The following is an 18063-nucleotide window of genomic DNA, read 5'->3' on the forward strand; positions in this document are numbered from 1 at the left end:
GTCGTGGCGGGCCTGGCGGGAGCCGCGAGGAACGAGCGGCGGATGGTAGACGCGGCACCACCACCCACCCCGACCACCCAGGGCGACCACACGCCTTCGAGCAAAAGAGCCACGGCTCTACCTAGCGCGACCACGGCTCTACCTCGCACGACCACGGCTCTACCTCGCGGGACCACGGCTCTACCTCGCGGGACCACGGTTCTACCTCGACCGACCACGGCTCTACCTCGACAGACCACGGCTCTACCTCGCGCCGTCGTACCGTGGGAGGCGTGCCCACCGACCCGACTCCCCCGCGCTCGACCGATCCCTCGACCGCGTCCCCCGCGCACGTGGCGACGTCCTCCGCGGACCTGCCACCCTCGACCGTCCCGACCCTGACCTCGCGGCTCGCGTGGCGCCCGAGCCAGCCGCCGCCGTCGGGGACGGAGCCGGAGCCGCCGCTGGGGACGGCCGAGGACGCCGTGCAGCTCCTGCGCGGGCTGCGGGTCACGGCACTGACGGGCGCGGGCCTGTCCACGGACTCGGGCATCCCGGACTACCGCGGCCCGGACTCGCCGCCGCGCAACCCGATGACGTACCAGCAGTTCGTGCAGGACGAGGCGTTCCGCCGCCACTACTGGGCGCGCAACCACGTGGGCTGGCAGCACGTGCACCGCACGCAGCCGAACGCAGGTCACCGCGCGCTGGCGCGGCTGGAGGACGCGGGCGTGCTCGTGGGGCTGATCACGCAGAACGTGGACCTGCTCCACGAGGACGCGGGCAGCCGGAACGTCATCGACCTGCACGGCCGGTACGACCGCGTGATCTGCCTCCAGTGCGGGCGCGTCATCTCGCGCGAGCACCTCGCGGACCGGCTGACGGCGCTGAACCCGGGGTTCATCGAGAGCATCGGCGACGTCGCGGACGTGGAGATCGCGCCGGACGCGGACGCGGTGATCGAGCAGACGTCGCACTTCCGCCCGGCGCCGTGCGAGTTCTGCGGCGGGGTGCTGAAGCCGGAGATCGTGTACTTCGGGGAGAACGTGCCGCGCGAGCGGGTCGACCGGGCCTACGCGATGGTCGACGAGGGCGACGCCCTGCTCGTGGCGGGCTCGTCGCTGACGGTGATGAGCGGGCTGCGGTTCGTGCGGCACGCGGCGAAGGCCGGCAAGCCGGTCGTCATCGTCAACCGCGGCTGGACGCGCGGCGACCCGCTCGCGACGCTCAAGGTCGACGCGGGCACCACCGAGACCCTCACGACGCTCGCCGCAGCCCTCCCCCGCTGACGCCGAGCACGACCGGAGCCCGCGTCGAGCACGACCGGGGAGTCGCCATCCGCCCGATAACGACCCTCAGGTCGTTCTCGGCGGGGCGCGGCGCTCAGCGCTGGGCGGCGAAGAAGTCTCGCAGGAGGCGGCCGCACTCGTCCTCGCGGACGCCGCCGACGACCTCGACGGCGTGGTTGGCGCGCTGGTCGCGCACGAGGTCCCACACCGAGCCGGTCGCGCCGGCCTTGGGGTCCCACGCGCCGAGCACGAGCCGCTCGACGCGCGCGAGCACGAGCGCCCCGGCGCACATGACGCACGGCTCGAGCGTCACGACGAGCGTGCAGCCCTCGAGCCGCCACTCCCCGAGCGTCGCGGCGGCCTGGCGCAGCGCGAGCACCTCGGCGTGGGCGGTCGGGTCGCCGGTCTCCTCGCGCCGGTTGCGACCCACGCCCAGCAGCCGCCCGTCCGGCCCGACGACGAGCGCCCCCACGGGCACGTCGTCGCTCGCGAGCGCGTGGGTGGCCTCGTGGAGCGCGAGGCCCATGAGCGCGTCCCAGACCTGGTGGCGCGCCGCGACCGTGTCCGGCGGGAACGTCCCGTCCGCCCACGGCAGGTCGAGCCCCCGCGGCCCCGGGGTGCCGCCGGCCGCCGTCGCGCCCCACCCGGGTCCCCCGGTGCCCGACGCCGGCCCCTCGCCCGGGTGGGCGGGGTCGCCGGGGTGAGCGACGTCGTCGGGCACGGGACCTCCGAGGTGTCAGCGGCACGTCGCGCCATGCCGCGACGAGGTGCTGACCGCCCGGTGGTGCGGAGAGCTGCCAGCGCCTCACCAGGCTATAGACCGGTGTGGCGCTGACAACTCGCGGACGGCGGCCGGTTACCGGGCGGTACGGGAGGGCCCGCGGTCGGATACCGTTGTCGCCATGCGCCTGCACGTCGCCGACCACCCGCTCGTGGCCCACAAGCTGACCGTCCTGCGGAACAAGGAGACGGCGTCCCCGACGTTCCGGCTCCTCGTCGACGAGCTGGTCACGCTGCTCGCCTACGAGGCCACGCGCGACGTGCGCGTCGAGCCGCACGAGATCGAGACGCCGGTGACGACGACGGTCGGCGTGCGCCTCGCGGAGCCCCGCCCCCTCGTCGTCCCCATCCTGCGCGCGGGACTGGGGATGCTCGAGGGCATGACGCGCCTCCTGCCGACGGCGGAGGTCGGGTTCCTCGGCATGCAGCGCGACGAGGAGACGCTCGAGGCCGTCACCTACGCGAACCGCCTCCCCGACGACCTCACCGGTCGGCACGTGTTCCTCCTGGACCCGATGCTCGCGACGGGCGGCACGCTCGTGGCCGCGATCGACTACGTGTTCGCGCGCGGTGCGCGCGACGTCACGGCGGTCTGCCTGCTCGCGGCTCCCGAGGGGATCCAGGTGCTGGAGAACGCGGTCGGCGACCGCGTGGACGTCCACCTCGTGGTCGCCGCGGTCGACGAGCGCCTCAACGAGAAGGCGTACATCGTCCCGGGCCTCGGCGACGCCGGGGACCGCCTCTACGGCGTCGTCTGACGCCTCCCACCTGCCCGGACGCGCGCGACCTACACCGGTCGCGCTGCTCGTCGCCGGCACCGGAGCCCGGAACGCGAGACTCCTCGGGTCCGCATGCTGAGAAGTTCCCGGGCTCCTCTTGGCGTACCGCGCGGTGCGCTGCCATGCTCGCTCCCGTGAGCACCACGACCCGTCCCGCGAGCACGCCGTCCGGCGCGCTCCTGGGCGCGGTCATGTGCGTCTGTTGTCAGGCCTGAACCCTCTCCCGCACCTCGGTTCAGCCCTCGACCCCTGCCGACCCGCCGGTTCCCCGGCGACGCCGTCGGCCCGACGCACTCGGAGCCACCCATGACGCTCACCGCTACCCGTCCCGCCCGCCGCACCTCGACGCGCGCCGCCGCACCCCGAGTCCTCGCACCGCAGCGCCCCGCCGCGCCGCACGCCACGGTCGCGCCGGCCCGCCCGGCCGCACCGGACGTCGCGCCCCGCCGCAACCCCGGCTTCGTGCTCTACGTCGGCGTCGACGCCGCGCCGGGCGAGCAGCCGCAGGCACAGCTCGTCGAGCTCGCCGAGGCCCTGGGCGAGCTCGCCCGCGACTGGCTGCCGAGCGCCGAGACGTACACGGCCCTCGCGCTCGCCGAGCCCACGACGGCGACGTCGTCGCCCGTGCAGGACATCGCGGCGTTCCGCGAGCGGCTCGCGACGCTCTCGCCCGTGCCGCGCGTCGTCATCGACCCCGCGGGCCGCACCGTCACGGTCGAGGGCCGGTCCGCGCGCCTGACGTTCCGGGAGCTCGAGCTCCTGTCCTACCTCGCCCGCACGGCGCACCGCGTCGTGACGCGGGCCGAGCTGCTCCAGACCGTGTGGGCCGACCACGAGGTCGCAGCGGGCAGCCGCACCATCGACGTCCACGTGCGTCGCCTGCGCGAGAAGCTCGGGCTGGAGCACGTCATCACCACGGTCCGCGGGCTCGGCTACCGGTTCGACCCGCAGACCCCCGTCGTCCTCGGCGGCACGGGGGACGCCGCCTGAGGACCAGCGCTGCCGGGCCGCGGTCGACGTGGGGGTACGTGGGGGACCGCGCGCCCGGCAGCGCAACCCCGTCCGGGGTGCCCAGCATCCCGGCGGCAGGCCCCGGGGCGACGCTCCTCGCCGGGCGCGGACGCCCGCACGGCGATACGTTCGGCCCATGCGCACAGTCATCGCGGGAGGTCACGGCCAGGTCGGCCGTCGCCTGGCCCGGACCCTGGTGGAGCGGGGTGACGACGTCGTCGCCTTCGTGCGGTCCGCCGCGCAGATCACGGACCTCACCGAGCTCGGCGCGCACGTCGCGCTCATCGACCTCGAGAAGGACGACGCCGTCGCGGTGTCGTTCGAGCTGGAGGGTGTGGACGCCGTCGTGTTCGCGGCCGGGGCCGGTCCCGGGAGCGGCGCACCGCGCAAGGACACGGTCGACCGGGCGGGCGCGGCGCTGCTCGCCGACGCCGCCGAGCGCGCGGGCGTCGGACGCTACGTGCTCCTCTCGTCCCGCGGCGTCGAGGCGGCGCACGCCGACGAGCGGCCCGACGACGTCGACGACGTGTTCTGGGCGTACCTGCGCGCCAAGGCAGCGGCCGAGGACGACCTGCGCGCGCGGACCGACCTCGCGTGGACCATCGTGCGCCCGGGCCATCTCACCGACGACCCCGGCGTCGGCCTCGTCGCGCTCGCGCCCGTCGGGGACGGCGACAGGCCGCGCGGCAAGCGGCGCAAGCCCGGGGCTGCCGTGGGCGAGAGGTCGGACGTGACGCGCGACGACGTGGCGGCCGTCCTCGCCGCCGTCGTCCACGAACCGCGGTCGGCGGGCCTCGTGCTCGACCTCGTCGGCGGCGACCGGCCCGTCGACGACGCGCTCGCCGACGTCCTGCCGTAGCCGAGCCGCCTCACCCCGGCGGCGTGGCCGTCCGGGCGTCGACGACCGTCAGCCCTCGCCGCAGCGCGAGCCGCGCTCCCAGAACAGCCCGAGCGGGTCGCGGTCCGGTCGCACGAGGACGCTGGCGTTGCGCGCCGTGTAGTTCCAGCCGCGGTAGGAGACCTCGGCGTCGTGGCCGTACCAGACGCCCGCCTCCCACTGCGGGGAGCAGGCGGGGGCCGCGGTGAAGTCGTCGACCCTGAGCTGCTCGGTCCACCTGCCCGCGTGGACGACGTAGGACGCCCCGGACCACGGCGCCTCGCCGAGCTGCTCCGTGCGCCGCTCCCCGGCCGCGACGGTCCACTCGCCCTTGGCCTGCCCCGTGACGCGGAACGTCACCGGGACGTTCGAGCCCGAGTTGTCGAGCAGGACGGACACGGCGCGATACGAGTGACCGCGCGCCGCGTCGTAGTACGGGTCGCCGAGGACGAGGCTCGCCGTCGGCTGCTCGACGGCGCAGTCGACCGCGTCGAAGTGCTCCGAGAGGGTCTCCGTGAACGACACCCCGAGCACCGTGCGCGAGAGCTCGAGCTCGACCTTCCCGGCCTTGACGGCGAGCGCACCCGCCGCGACGTCCCCGCGCACGCTCGCGCCGGGGGCGACGGCGCCCAGGTCGCGGTCGCCGAACGGAGTGCGCGCGACGACGTGCATCGCCTCGGCCGAGTCGTTGCGCAGCCCGACGGTGAGCACGACCCCGCCCGTCCCGGGGGCGCACTGCGCGGACACGGTCGGGACGGCCGACCAGTCCGGCTCGTAGCGGTCGCCCTGGTACCTCGCCGTGAGGCGTGCGTCCGTGAAGGCGGCGCCGAGCACGGTGCGCGACTGGCGGAACGTGACGGAGCCAGGCTTCACGTCGAGCGCGCGCGTGTCCACGGTGAACGTCGCGGTCGCACCGGGCGCGACCTGCCGCACGGGCACCGAGTCCCCGTAGCCCGCGGCCGACATGACCACGTCGATCGTCTCGGGCGAGTCGTTGGTCAGCGTGCCGACGAGCTTGACCGAGCCGTCCTGCCAGCGCGCGTCGACCGTCGCGGACCGGGCCCACTCCGGGCTGTACTCGAGGGCGCGGTAGCGGGCCTCGACCGTCTCCCGGCCCGGGCCCGACGGCGCCGCGCGCTCGACCGTGAACGTCGCCGTCCCGTCGGGGACGGACAGCGCCTTCGCGTCCACGGTGAACGTTGCCTCGGCACCCGGCGCGACCTCAACCGGCGCGGCGTCGCCGTGCGGCGTCGACATCCCGACGCGGAGCGTCGTCGCGGCGTACGGGTTGTGGAACGTACCGGTCACGACGGACGTGCCGACGCCGGCCCCGGAAGCGACCACCCAGGAGGTCTCCGCGTCGGCCGCGTGCGCGACCTTCTTCCAGTCGAAGCAGTCGACGGCAGCGACCTCGTGGCTCGCGAGCGGCGTGCCGTCGGCCAGCACCGCCAGCCGCAGCGGCTCCCGGCCCACGCCTCCGGGCACGTCGACGGTCACGGCCGCGCCGCCGTCGACGCTCCGGGTCACGTCCTTGCGCCCCTCGACCGAGAAGACGACCGGGACGGTCGAGCGCGTGTTGTCGTAGCGCAGCGAGACCGTCGCGGAGGACAGCTCGGTCTTCGGGTCGAGCACGCACTTCCCGACGACCGGAGAGCCCACGGCGGGTGCGTGCCGGACCGCGTCGTACGAGGCGGTCACGGAGTGCGACCGCGCGGACCCGTCGAGCCGCGTCGCGTGGAGGACGACCGTGCCGGCCGCGACGTCGCGCGAGCCCGTGTCGAGCGTGAGCGTCACCGTCTCGCCCGGTGCGACGTCCACGGCCTTCGTGACGCCCAGCGCGCCGCCGTCCATGGTCACGCGCAGCGACGTCGCCGCATGGCCGTTGCGGAGCTCGCCCTGCACCACGACGGACCGGGCGTCCGCGGACCACTGCGCCGTCGCGGTGCCCGTCACCGACCACCGGAAGCAGTCGACGGCGTCCACCGTGCGCGTGCCGAGGTCGCGGCCGTCGGCGCGCACCGTGTAGGCGGCGGCCTGCGCCCCGGCGCGCGGCAGGTCCACGACCTGCATGGCCCCGCCCGCGACCGTCGCCGTCAGGCCCGGCCGGCCGTCGACGGAGAACACGACCGGAAGGGTCGACGCCGAGTTGTCGTAGCGCAGCGTCGCCGTGGCCCACGACGTGTCCGACTCCGGGTCGAACCGGCACTGACCGAGCGAGGGAGCCGGGACGGCGGGGGCGATCCGCTGTTCCTCGAGGAGTACGGGCAGCAGGCTCTGGTAACCCTTGCCGTCGCCGTCGCCGTCCTGGTGCCAGCGGTACTGGCGCAGGACCGCGTTCCCGCGCACCGTCTGGGCCAGTCCGGTGTCGAGGACGAGGTCGCCCGTCTGGCCGTCGGCCAGGGGCGTGATCGCCGCCGAGTCCGCGATCCCCGACCACGTGTCGTTGTCGGGCGCGAGCAGACGCACGTCGACCTTCTCGCCCGTGCCGTTCGCGACGCTCGCCGTCCAGCGGACCGTGCCGCCGTCGTTGTCCGCCGCGACGCGCACGTCGGCAGCCGTGAGCCACGGCGGCGGCGTCCAGCAGTCGAGCGCGTCGAACGACCCCGCGTCGAGGCGGTGCTCGAACGTCTCGCCCGCGACGGTCGTCGAGAGCACGACGGCCGCACGCCCGGCGGGGTAGCGCACACCGTCGTCGACCTGGACCTTCACCTCCTGGCCGAGCCGGACCGCGGCCGCGGTCGCGCTCGAACCCGCCGCCTCGACCGTCACGTCGAGGCCGTCGTACGACGTGGTGTTGGTGTACGTCGCGACGAGAGACGCGACGTCGGCCTCCTCGGTCGCCGTGCACTGCGCCACGACGCCGCGGAGCGCCCCGTCCTCCCCGCGCAGACCGTCGGCGGCGCCTCCCCAGTAGTCGTCGACGGCCGGGTCGACGGACGCGGTGCCCGAGCGGACGTCACCCGCCGTCGCGTGGACCTGGAGGTCGGGCAGGTCGTCCGGGACGGTCTCGAGGTCCGCGAGCAGACGCACCGGGACGGCGACGGTCGCACGCGGGGCGAGGGTTGTGCCCGACGGCGAGGCGCACGTCACGTCCCCGTCGCCTGACTCGCAGCTCCAGCCCGTCGGGCCGCCGCCGACGAGGCTCAGTCCGTCCGGGAGGTCGACGGTCACGCGCGGTTCCACGGCAGGCCTGTCGCCGCTGTTGCGCAGGGAGAGCCGCAGCGTCGCGTCGCCCGGGTTGTCGAACGCGAGCGTCGGGTCCGCGGTGACGCGCAGCTCAGCTCCCCAGTACGCGACCTTCGTGGGCGGGAACGACCGGTGCGACGGCTCGATGCCCTTGGCACGCAGCGACGCGGCGAAGGCGTACTCGCCGCCCGAGTCGGCACGGACCTGCACCGCCAGGTCCTGGGTCGCCCGTGGCGCGAGGATGCCGACCGAGCACGTGACCAGGCTCGTCCCGTCCGCCTGCGGCACCGCGCTGCCGCAGGGGAGCGAGGCCGTCGACAGCGGCCCGCCGACGGCGGTGCCGCGCGCGACGAGCGACGAGCCGGGGGTCGAGACGCCCTCGGGGAGCGTGAGGTCGACGAAGACCTCCTCCGCCGCTCGCCCGCCGGTGTTCGACGCGGTGATGACGAGGTCCGCCGGGACTCGTGCCGCGAGCGAGACCGGGGCAAGCGACAGCTCGAGCGCCGCCGGGGCGGGCTCGGGTGTTCCCGGGTCCGTCGGCCCGGGCGTCCCGGTCCCCGGGTCGGTGGGCGTCGGCGTGCCGGTGCCCGGGTCCGTGGACCCGCCCGGCGTCGTCGTGCCCGGCGTCGACCCGACCGGGGTGGAGCCGTCCGTGGGCGACCCGCCGCCGGTCCCGGTCGTGTCTCCCGTCCCGGCGGCGGTCTCGTCGGTCGGGGCGGGCGGGATGTTCGTGGGCGACGTCGGGTCGGTGGTCGGGTCCGGCGTCGTCGTGGTCTCCGTGGTCGGTGACTCGGACGGAGACGGTGAGGTCTGCGCGGTCGGGGTGGGCGCGGGGTCCGGCGAGAACACCCCGAGGGCACCCGCGACGCCGAGCCCGGCGACCGCGAGCACGCCGACCGTGACGGCCGCCGCGGCGAGCGGTGCCGAGGTGACGAGGGCGACGAGGCCGCCGGCACCGGCCGCGGCGAGCGCGCCGCTGCCGGCCGCCGCACCGCCGGCCGCGGCCGCTGCGCCACCGACGGACGCCGCGCCGGCCCCGACCGCGCCGCCGGAACCACCGGCCGCGCCCGCGGCGGCACCCGCGCCGCCGACTGCACCGGTCCCGGCCGCGCCTCCACCGGCGCCCGCACCCGCACCCGCCCCGCCGGAACCACCTGCGGCAGCGGAACCACCCGCCGATCCCGCGCCCCCGCTCGACGAACCCTGGAGAGCGGCACCGACGCCGCCGGCGACGGCCGCGCCGCCGAACGTCGGGAGGGCCGTCCCGACCAGGCCGAGCGCGCCGACGCCGAGGACCAGCGGGGCGATGACGGCGCGCATGCCGTGCGACACGTCGCCCAGCTCGAGCACGAGCGCGCGGCACTCGCCGCAGCCGTCGAGGTGAGACTCCACGCGCGCCGTCTCACGCTTGGCGAGCCCGCCGCGCACGTACGATCCGAGGAGCGCGTTGACCGTGCGACACTCCTCGGCGGGGACGGACGTCAGGTGCTGCTGGAGGTACGCCTGGCGCAGCCCCTCGCGCGCCCGGTAGGCGAGCGCGGAGACGCCGTTCGCGGTGAGGCCGAGGATCGGCGCGATGTCCGCCGGCGAGAGGTTCTCGACCTCCGTGTACCAGAGCACGGCGCGCCACCGCTCGGGGAGGTCCTGGTAGGCGCGCGTCACCGTCGAGCGCTCGAACCCCTCGAGAGTCGGATCCTCCGTGGACGCCATGGGTCCGAACGCGGACTCGAACGTGCGCTCGTCGTCGGTCGGCTGGGTGCGTCGAGCGCCGTTGACGAGGTCGTAGGAGAGGCGCCGGACGACCGTGAAGAGATAGGCGCGGAAGGTGACGTCGGGCCCGCCCCCGCCCTGGAGCACGGACAGCGTGCGGGCGAACGCGTCGGAGACGACGTCGTCGGCGTCGGCCGTGGACCGGACGTACTGCCGCGCGACCGTGCGGGCCGCGGCGGCGTGGCGCTCGTACAGCGCGCCGTAGGCGCTCGTGTCGCCCTCGCGCACGGCTGTGATGAGCTCAGCGTCGCTGAACGCCTCGCTCCACACCCGTTCCTGCGCCTGCGTCATGTCACCCGCCCCGGAGACCGCCCCGATCCGAGGCGTACGGTGGCCATAGTAGACGCCCGTCCAACTTCGGGGCAGAGGGCTTCCGACGACGGAACGGTAACGGCCGGAGTCGTCCCCGTTCGCCCCATTTCACCCCGGACCCGGCGTCCTGGAAACTTCTTCGCCGACCCGCGTCATGGATCGGCCGCTCGCCCGTCTCATCTACATGGACCACCTCCACGGGTACACCGTGCCCGCTCCCGACGCCGTGCGCGAGCGCTGGCGTCGGGCGAGCGCCGAGAGCGTCTGGCTGCGACCGGGCGACTGGTACCACCCTGCCGTCGACGCCCTGGTCGAGGCGCTGTGCGAGGAGCGGGACGGGACACCGGCCGCCGAGCGGCTCGGCCGCGTGCGGGCCGAGGCGGGCGTCGGGATCGGCGAGGCCATCGACGACGTGGTGTGCCTGTACCGGGCGCACGACCGCGAGCCCGGGACCGACCTGCTCCGCGCGGTCGCGGTCGGGTGGTCCGACGGCTACGAGGCGACCCCCGTGACGCCCGAGGTCATGGACCCCGAGTCCGGTCTCGCGACGTCCCAGTACCTGGCCCAACGGCTCCGGGAGACGTACGGCGTCGCGCAGCGCGCGGGCGTCGACGCCGCGGCGACGCACGGCCTGCTCGTCGTGGACGTCGCGCTCGACCACCTGACCGGGTGGCAACGGTTCGCCCGGTCGGCCGCGATGGGCCGCGCGCTCACGCACACCTTCGGCGACGGCCATCCCATGGCCTCCCTCGGCAACGGGCTCTTCGTGGTCCTCGGAGAGCGCGGCGCCGACGACGACACCCTGCGCACCGTGCTCCGCCACAACATCGAGCGCACGGGCCTCGCGCTGGGCGTCACGGCGATCCTGCGCCGACCTCCGCGCGTCTGGCTCGAACCGCTCCCCCGCACCCACTCCGCCGCCGTCCAGCTCCTCGACACGCTCCAGCGCTGACAGCACGACGACGCCCCGGCCGCGCGGGCGAGCGCGCGGTCCGGGGCGTGTCGTGTCGGGGGCGTCTACGGTCCGCGTCAGCGCGGGGTGAACGTGAGGCAGTCGGCCTTGTCCTCGCCGGACGCGCCGGCGCCCACGCGGATCGACGGGGCCGAGCACTCGAGCGAGGAGTTGTGGACGCAGTCGGTGCGCTGGCAGGCGCCGACGTGCGCGAGCACCTTCTCGAGGCCGCCCTTGGTCCCCAGCGGGATGAAGGTCGCGCACTCCGCGTCGCCCGCGTGACCGGCGATGGTCACCGCGCCGGCGTGGCACCCGTGGTCGTGGTTGTAGCCGCAGCCGTCGATGGAACACTCGACGACCTGGGGCATCTCCGTGAGGCTGCTCATCGCGATCTCCTGTTCTCCGAGGACCCGTGGGGGGCCGGGCTTCCGTGTCCACGGTATTCCCGGAATTGCACGATGTATAGCAAGGAAGGCCTTGCTAAGAAATGCAGGAATAGCGCGTAATTAGCGCACGACATTCTTGCGGAAATGCGTGACCAGGGCCGATGCCCCGGACCCTCGTCAGGAGGGCAGCAGAGGCGTAGCGTCGGCTCATGGCCCCTTCGCTCGGCGCGCCGCTGTTCTCGGGTGCCGACGCCGACCTGTACGCGGTCGGCGCCGACCGCGTCCTGCGACGCTCGCGCTCGGGGGCCGACACGGTCGGCACCGCCGAGGTCATGCGCCACGTCCGTGGCGCGGGCTTCCCCGCCCCGCGCGTCGACGCCGCGACGGACGGCGACCTCACCATGGAGCTCCTGCGCGGGCCGACCCTCCTCCAGTCGATCCTCGGCGGCCGGACGTCGCTCGCCGGATCCGCGCGGATCCTCGTCGCGCTGCACGACGCGCTGCACGCCGTCCCGCCCCCGGCGCCGCACGAGCCCGCGTACGCGGCGCTCACCGCGCCGTCCTTCGCGGCGCTCGACGCGCCTTGCGGGTCGCCGTGCGTCGTGCACCTCGACCTGCACCCGGCGAACGTCGTGCTCACCGCCGACGGCCCGGCCGTCCTCGACTGGACGAACGCCCGGCTCGGGCCTGCCGGGCTCGACCTCGCCGTGACCGCCGTCGTCCTCGCGGAGGTCGCCGCCGACGAGGACGACGAGCTCGCGCCGGGCGCGCGGGTCCTGCTGGACGCGTTCCTCCATCTCGCCGACCCGGTGCTCCTGCGGCACCTCGACGCCGCCGCGCGGACCCGCGCCGCGGACCCGGGCCTCGATCCCTCGGAGGTCGCGCTCGTCCCCGCCGCCGCGGCGCTCGTCGCGCGCGAGGCCCGCCGGAGCTGAGCCCCGGGCGGAACGGCCGGGGTCAGGACCCCGCGTCGTCGGGCCGGGGCCGCCAGATGACGAGCGCGCGCGCCTCGCCGTGCTCGACGAGCGTCTCGCGCAGGGCCTCCTCGACCCCGCGGCGCACGCTGCGGCCGCGCGGCACGACGACGACGTCGCCGCTCGCCGCGGCGGCGAACACCCGGCCGCCGGGCTCGACGCGCGCGGAGAGCGCCTCGATGCGGCGCTCCAGCCGCTCGACCTGCGACTCGAGCGCGAGGATGCGCTGGATGCCCGCGAGGTTGATGCCCTCGTCGTGGCTGAGCCGCTGCACCTCGAGCAGCTTCGCGACGTCGCGCAGCGAGTAGCGCCGCCCCCGGCCCGGGGTGCGGCGCGGCACGACGAGGCCGAGGCGGTCGTACTGGCGCAGCGTCTGTGGGTGCATGCCCGCGAGCGCCGCCGCCTGGGAGATGACGAGGACGGGCGCGTCCTGGTCGACGTCGCTCGCCCGGCCCGGGTTCGCACCGTCCGCGGTCATGGTCGAGGGCCTCCTCACGCCGCTGCTCAGACGGCCGCGTCGCGCACGAGGTCGGCGCGCACGTCCTGGCCGTCCGTCTCGGCGGCGAACGTCTCGACCGCCTCGCGCGCGGCCTTCGAGAGCTTCTGCGGCACGGCCACCTGGACGGTGACGAGCAGGTCGCCGGTCGACTTCGCGGTCTGCACGCCGCGGCCCTTGACGCGCAGCGTGCGGCCCGACGGCGTCCCGGCCGGGACCTTGACCTTGACCGACCCGCCGTCGAGCGTCGGCACGCTGATGGTCGCCCCGAGCGCGGCCTCGGCGAACGTCACGGGGACGGTCGCGCGCAGGTTGGTGCCGTCCAGGGAGAACACGGGGTGCGGGGTGACGTGCACGGTGACGACGAGGTCGCCGTCGGGCCCGCCGGCCATGCCCGGGCGGCCCTTGCCGCGCAGCCGGATCTTCTGGCCGTCGCGCACGCCCGGCGGGATGCGCGTCGTGACGTTGCGGCCGTCGACGGTGAACGTCACGGTCGAGCCCTCGACCGCCTGGCGGAACGGGAGGGTCGTGGCCGCGGCGACGTCCGAACCGGCCCGCGGGCGGGGGCCGCCGCCGAACTGCTGCGCGCCCGCGCCGCCGAACATCGACCCGAGGATGTCCTCGAAGCCGCCGCCCTGGCCGCCGGTCGAGTACCGGACCCGGGTGCCACCCGGGCCGCCGCCGCCGAACATGCCGCCGAACACGTCCTCGAAGCCCGCGCCCCCGGCGCCGCCAGGGCCCGCGGAGAAGCGGGCACCGCCGCCGGCCATCGCCCGGATCGCGTCGTACTGCTCGCGCTCCTTGGCGTCCGAGAGCACGGCGTACGCCTCGCCGATCTCCTTGAACTTGGCCTCCGCGCCCGCGTCACCCTGGTTCTGGTCGGGGTGGTACTTGCGCGCGAGCTTGCGGTAGGCCTTCTTGATCGTGGCGTCGTCGGCGTCCTTGGGGACGCCGAGCGCGGCGTAGAAGTCCTTCTCCATCCAGTCCTGTCCGGTCACGGCGCCTCCCTCCTGTCGGTGGTCGTGGTCCTGGTCCTTCGTGTCGTGGCTGCTGCTGCCGGTGGGTCTGCTGCTGGTGATCCTCGCGTGCCCGACGGCGGAGCGCACCTCCGCGCCGGAGGTGCGCCCGCGCCGTCGGGCACGAGTGGAGAGGTGGCTACTGAGGGCCGACGACCGAGACGCGCGCGGCGCGCACGACCCGGTCCCCGATCCGGTAGCCCGGCTCGATGACGAGGTTCACCGTGGTGGTGGTGGCCTCGGCGTCGGGCTGGTGCATGAGCGCCTCGTGGACGGTCGGGTCGAACTCCTCCCCGACCCTGCCGTAGCGCTCGATGCCGAACTTCTCCAGGCTCGCGTCGAGCTTCTCCGCGATCGCGGCGAACGGGCCCGTGAGCTCACCGTGCTGACGCGCGCGGTCGATGTCGTCGAGGACCGGGAGGAGCGCGGTGAGCACGTCCTCGATCCCCTTCGTGCGCGCGGCCTCCTGGTCGCGCAGCGACCGGTTGCGGTAGTTCGTGAAGCTCGCCCGCTCGCGCTGGAGCGCGTCGAGGTGCTCGGCCGCCTCGGCCTTCGCGGCCAGGACGGCCGCGTCGACCTCGGCCTCGTCGGACGGCTCGAAGTCGAGTCCCGCGAGCGGGTCCCTCTCCGCGTCGTCACCTGCCGAGCCACCGGTGGAGCCGGCGTCCGCGCCCTCGCGCGGGCTGCCGGCCTCCGGGTCGACCTTGCGCTTGTCCGTGAAGTGGAACGGCTTGTCCTCGGGGCCCTGGCCGGGCTCGCGCCCGGCCTGCTCCTCGGGGCCCCGGTCCTCGGGGGACGTCACTTCTTGTCGTCCTCGTCGTCCACGATCTCGGCGTCGACGACGTCCTCGTCCGGAGCGGACGTCGCGCCCGCGGCAGCGGTGGCGTCGTCCTGCGCGGCGCCGGGGTTGCCGGCGGCCTGCTCCTGCTCGGCCGAGGCGTAGAGCGCCTGGCCGATCTTCTGCGCGGACGCGACGAGCTTCTCGTGCGCGGTCTTCACGGCGTCGGCGTCCTCGCCCTCGAGCGCGGACTTGACCGACGCGATGTCGGCCTCGACCTCGGTGACGACGTCGGCCGGGAGCTTCTCCTTGTTCTCGGAGACGAGCTTCTCGGTCGAGTACACGAACGCCTCGGCCTGGTTGCGGGTCTCCGCCTCCTCGCGACGCTTCTTGTCCTCGGCCGCGTGCTCCTCGGCCTCCTTGACCATGCGGTCGATGTCGTCCTTGGGCAGCGCCGAGCCGCCCGTGATCGTCATCTTCTGCTCCTTGCCGGTGCCGCGGTCCTTGGCGCCGACGTGGACGATGCCGTTCGCGTCGATGTCGAAGGTGACCTCGATCTGCGGCACGCCGCGCGGGGCCGGCGCGATACCGGTGAGCTCGAACGTGCCGAGCGGCTTGTTGTCGCGCGCGAACTCGCGCTCGCCCTGGAAGACCTGGATGAGCACCGAGGGCTGGTTGTCCTCGGCCGTCGAGAAGATCTCGCTGCGCTTGGTCGGGATGGCCGTGTTGCGCTCGATGAGCTTGGTCATCACGCCGCCCTTGGTCTCGATGCCGAGGGACAGCGGGGTCACGTCGATGAGCAGGACGTCCTTGCGGTCGCCCGAGATGACGCCGGCCTGGAGGGCCGCGCCGACGGCGACGACCTCGTCCGGGTTGACGCCCTTGTTGGGCTCCTTGCCGCCCGTGAGCTCCTTGACGACGTCGGTCACGGCCGGCATGCGGGTGGAGCCACCCACGAGCACGACGTGGTCGATGTCGGAGACGGAGACGCCCGCGTCGGAGATGACCTTGTGGAACGGGGCCTTCGTCCGGTCGAGGAGGTCCTGCGTCATCTGCTGGAACTGCGCGCGCGTGAGCTTCTCGTCCAGGTGGATCGGGCCGTTCTCGCTCATCGAGAGGTACTGCATCGAGATGGTGGTGCTCGTCGCGGACGAGAGCTCCTTCTTCGCCTGCTCGGCGGCCTCGCGCAGACGCTGGAGCGCGATCTTGTCCTTCGACAGGTCGACGCCCGAGCTGTTCTTCACCTGCTTGATGAGGTGCTCGACGATGCGCTGGTCCCAGTCGTCGCCGCCGAGGCGGTTGTCGCCCGACGTCGCGCGGACCTGGATCGTGGAGAAGTCGTCCTCGTCCTTGCCGACCTCGAGGAGCGAGACGTCGAACGTGCCGCCGCCCAGGTCGAAGACGAGGATGAGCTCGTCCTCCTTGCCCTTCTCCAGGCCGTACGCGAGCGCGGCCGCGGTGGGCTCGTTGACGATGCGCGTCACGTTGAGGCCCGCGATCTGCCCGGCGTCCTTGGTCGCCTGACGCTCGGCGTCGTTGAAGTACGCCGGGACGGTGACGACCGCGTCGGTGACGGGCTCGCCCAGGTACTCCTCGGCGTCGCGCTTGAGCTTGCCCAGGATGCGCGCGGAGATCTCCTGCGCGGTGTACTTCTTGTCGTCGATCTCCACCGACCAGTCGGTGCCCATGTGGCGCTTCACCGAGCTGATGGTGCGGTCGACGTTCGTGACCGCCTGGCGCTTGGCGACCTCGCCGACGAGGACCTCGCCGGTCTTGGAGAAGGCGACCACCGACGGCGTCGTGCGCGACCCCTCGGCGTTCGCGATGACGGTGGGCTCTCCGCCCTCGAGGACGGCGACCACCGAGTTGGTGGTGCCGAGGTCGATCCCGACTGCTCGTGCCATGTGTGCTGCCTCCGTTGTGGATGGGGTGCCCGACGGCGCACGCGCGCCCGGTACACCGGGTTGAGTCTGCTTCACTCAAGGTAGGCACGCGGTGCGCTCGCGCGCAAGCCCGCTCGCCAGAACTTGAGTCCACCTGGCTCAACCTTCACTCAGGGCGAACTATTCCCCGCTCGTGGCGGCCGCCCGTGACCGTGCCCGCTGGCGCTCGCGGTGGAGCGCGTACTCCTCCGACCAGTCCGTGGCCAGAGCCATGTCGCGGCGGCGGACCTCGTCGACCGAGAGCTCGACGGGGAATCCCCAGGTGTCCGCGAGCACGAACAGGTCGCCCCCCGTGACCGTCGCGCCCCGGAGCTTCTCGAGCTCCCGGAGACCGCGGTGCACCGTGCGACGGAAGCGTGACTCCTCGTCACGGAGGACCGAGCTCAGCTCCTCACGCCGCGCGACCAGGCCCGGGTAGGTGTCGCCGTACACCTCGGCCACGACGGTGACGAGGTCGTCGGCGAACCGGTCGTCCAGGCCGAGGTGGAGGGCGTGCACCACGGCCCGGCGGACGAGCCGCCGCAGGACGTACCCGTGCGCCTTGTTGCCCGGGCGGACCCCGTCGGCAGCGAGGAACGTCGCGGCGCGGACGTGGTCCGCGATCACGCGGAACGGCCGCGGGTCGTCCTCGTACGCGCGACCGCTGAGCGCCTCGAGCCGGTCGACCAGCGGGCGCAGGAGGCTCACGTCGAACACGTCGGGGGTCGCCAGGGCGGCCGCGGCGATGCGCTCGAGCCCGCCCCCGAAGTCGATGCTCGGCTCGTCGAGGAGGACGAAACCTTCGCTCGTGCGGCGGTAGCGCATGAACACCTGGTTGCCGATCTCGACGAACCGTCCGCCCTCGCTCGCGGGATGGGGCTCACCGGTCGACCGGTCGTGGTGCTCGGGGCCGAGGTCGTAGAAGACCTCCGAGTCCGGCCCGCAGGGGTCGCCCACGGGCGTGCCCTCGAGCCCGCCTCCGCGGCTCCACCAGTTCTCCTCGGCGTCGTAGAGGAAGACGCGACCGCCGCGCATCCCGTCACGGTCGCCGTCGGCACGGGACCCCACGTCCACGAGCGGTGCGGCGATCCCGTGCTCCGCGAGCACCGTGACCCAGGCACGCGCCGCGTCGTCGTCACGAGGGATCCCGTGCTCGGGCGACCCGCGGAAGCACGTGACGTACAGGCGCTCGAGGTCGACGCCGACGTGCACGAGGAACTCGACGAACCAGCGGACCTGCTGCTCCACGTCGGCAGACCCCAGGCTCCAGTTGCCCAGCATCTCGAAGAAGGTCGTGTGCCGCCGGTCTCCGACCTCGTCGATGTCCTGGGCGCGCACGCACGGCTGCGAGTCGACCAGGAGGGCCCCCGAGTCGTGCTCCTGGACACCCAGCAGGTAGGGCATCAGCGGCTGCATCCCGGCACCCGTGAACAGCGTCGTCGGATCCTCGCGCAGCACCAGGGGCGCTCGCTCGATCACGGCATGCCCTCGGGAGGCGAAGAACTCGAGGTAGGCCGAGCGGATCTCCTGGGCGTTCATCTCATCGACCCTAGGGA

14 protein-coding genes are annotated in these 18063 nt (G+C 74.2%); 6 read left to right on the forward strand and 8 right to left on the reverse strand.

All coding sequences use genetic code 11. The features are described from left to right. The first annotated feature begins 443 nt into the window (after positions 1–443). A complete protein-coding gene (locus ACFVN3_RS00005; RefSeq protein WP_047232387.1) occupies positions 444–1268 on the forward strand; it encodes an NAD-dependent protein deacetylase in 825 nt (274 codons plus the stop codon). Positions 1269–1362: 94 nt separating this feature from the next. Here ACFVN3_RS00005 and ACFVN3_RS00010 read toward each other — a convergent pair whose 3' ends face one another. Continuing rightward, complete coding sequence (locus ACFVN3_RS00010) at positions 1363–1794, reverse strand: nucleoside deaminase (protein WP_205206896.1); 432 nt, start codon at positions 1792–1794, stop codon at positions 1363–1365. Between the two features lie 376 nt (positions 1795–2170). Between ACFVN3_RS00010 and upp the strand changes: the two genes are divergently transcribed. The 3 genes from upp to ACFVN3_RS00025 all read left to right on the forward strand — a co-directional run bounded on the left by upp (position 2171) and on the right by ACFVN3_RS00025 (position 4697). After that, positions 2171–2806 carry a uracil phosphoribosyltransferase gene (upp, locus tag ACFVN3_RS00015; RefSeq protein ID WP_087470014.1) on the forward strand — a complete coding sequence of 212 codons (636 nt, stop codon included), beginning with the start codon at positions 2171–2173 and terminating at the stop codon, positions 2804–2806. A gap of 327 nt (positions 2807–3133) precedes the next feature. Then, a complete protein-coding gene (locus ACFVN3_RS00020) occupies positions 3134–3817 on the forward strand; it encodes a winged helix-turn-helix domain-containing protein (protein ID WP_378229276.1) in 684 nt (227 codons plus the stop codon). Between the two features lie 157 nt (positions 3818–3974). Then, positions 3975–4697, forward strand: coding sequence for an NAD(P)-binding oxidoreductase (locus tag ACFVN3_RS00025; protein ID WP_378229278.1), 723 nt, complete (start codon positions 3975–3977; stop codon positions 4695–4697). Positions 4698–4745: 48 nt separating this feature from the next. Here ACFVN3_RS00025 and ACFVN3_RS00030 read toward each other — a convergent pair whose 3' ends face one another. Further along, positions 4746–9962, reverse strand: a complete 5217-nt coding sequence (locus ACFVN3_RS00030; protein ID WP_378229280.1) for a sigma-70 family RNA polymerase sigma factor — start codon at positions 9960–9962, stop codon at positions 4746–4748. A gap of 175 nt (positions 9963–10137) precedes the next feature. On the opposite strand from ACFVN3_RS00030, the gene ACFVN3_RS00035 reads away from it, so the two are divergent. Beyond that, positions 10138–10935 carry a hypothetical protein gene (locus ACFVN3_RS00035; RefSeq protein WP_378229282.1) on the forward strand — a complete coding sequence of 266 codons (798 nt, stop codon included), beginning with the start codon at positions 10138–10140 and terminating at the stop codon, positions 10933–10935. A gap of 77 nt (positions 10936–11012) precedes the next feature. Here ACFVN3_RS00035 and ACFVN3_RS00040 read toward each other — a convergent pair whose 3' ends face one another. Then, complete coding sequence (locus ACFVN3_RS00040) at positions 11013–11321, reverse strand: DUF1540 domain-containing protein (RefSeq protein WP_378229284.1); 309 nt, start codon at positions 11319–11321, stop codon at positions 11013–11015. A gap of 209 nt (positions 11322–11530) precedes the next feature. Between ACFVN3_RS00040 and ACFVN3_RS00045 the strand changes: the two genes are divergently transcribed. Continuing rightward, on the forward strand, positions 11531–12256 hold the full coding sequence (locus ACFVN3_RS00045) for a phosphotransferase family protein (protein ID WP_378229286.1): 726 nt from the start codon (positions 11531–11533) through the stop codon (positions 12254–12256). 22 nt (positions 12257–12278) lie between these two features. Here the strand turns inward: ACFVN3_RS00045 and ACFVN3_RS00050 are convergent, their stop codons facing one another. The 5 genes from ACFVN3_RS00050 to ACFVN3_RS00070 form a co-directional block, all read right to left on the reverse strand. After that, the gene (locus ACFVN3_RS00050) at positions 12279–12773 is read right to left on the reverse strand and encodes a heat shock protein transcriptional repressor HspR (RefSeq protein WP_378229288.1); all 495 of its coding nucleotides are present in this window, start codon (positions 12771–12773) and stop codon (positions 12279–12281) included. 26 nt (positions 12774–12799) lie between these two features. Further along, positions 12800–13789, reverse strand: coding sequence for a DnaJ C-terminal domain-containing protein (locus ACFVN3_RS00055; RefSeq protein WP_378229290.1), 990 nt, complete (start codon positions 13787–13789; stop codon positions 12800–12802). 157 nt (positions 13790–13946) lie between these two features. Then, positions 13947–14609 (reverse strand): nucleotide exchange factor GrpE, encoded by a 663-nt coding sequence (grpE, locus tag ACFVN3_RS00060; RefSeq protein ID WP_378229292.1) that lies wholly within the window; start codon positions 14607–14609, stop codon positions 13947–13949. Then, positions 14606–16489 carry a molecular chaperone DnaK gene (dnaK, locus tag ACFVN3_RS00065; RefSeq protein ID WP_378229294.1) on the reverse strand — a complete coding sequence of 628 codons (1884 nt, stop codon included), beginning with the start codon at positions 16487–16489 and terminating at the stop codon, positions 14606–14608. Before dnaK ends, grpE begins: the two co-directional genes overlap by 4 nt. A gap of 159 nt (positions 16490–16648) precedes the next feature. Continuing rightward, a complete protein-coding gene (locus ACFVN3_RS00070; RefSeq protein ID WP_378229296.1) occupies positions 16649–18046 on the reverse strand; it encodes an alanine--tRNA ligase-related protein in 1398 nt (465 codons plus the stop codon). Between the last annotated feature and the right edge of the window lie 17 nt (positions 18047–18063).

It is taken from the genome of Cellulosimicrobium sp. NPDC057862, from assembly GCF_042797035.1.
GTDB lineage: Bacteria > Actinomycetota > Actinomycetes > Actinomycetales > Cellulomonadaceae > Cellulosimicrobium.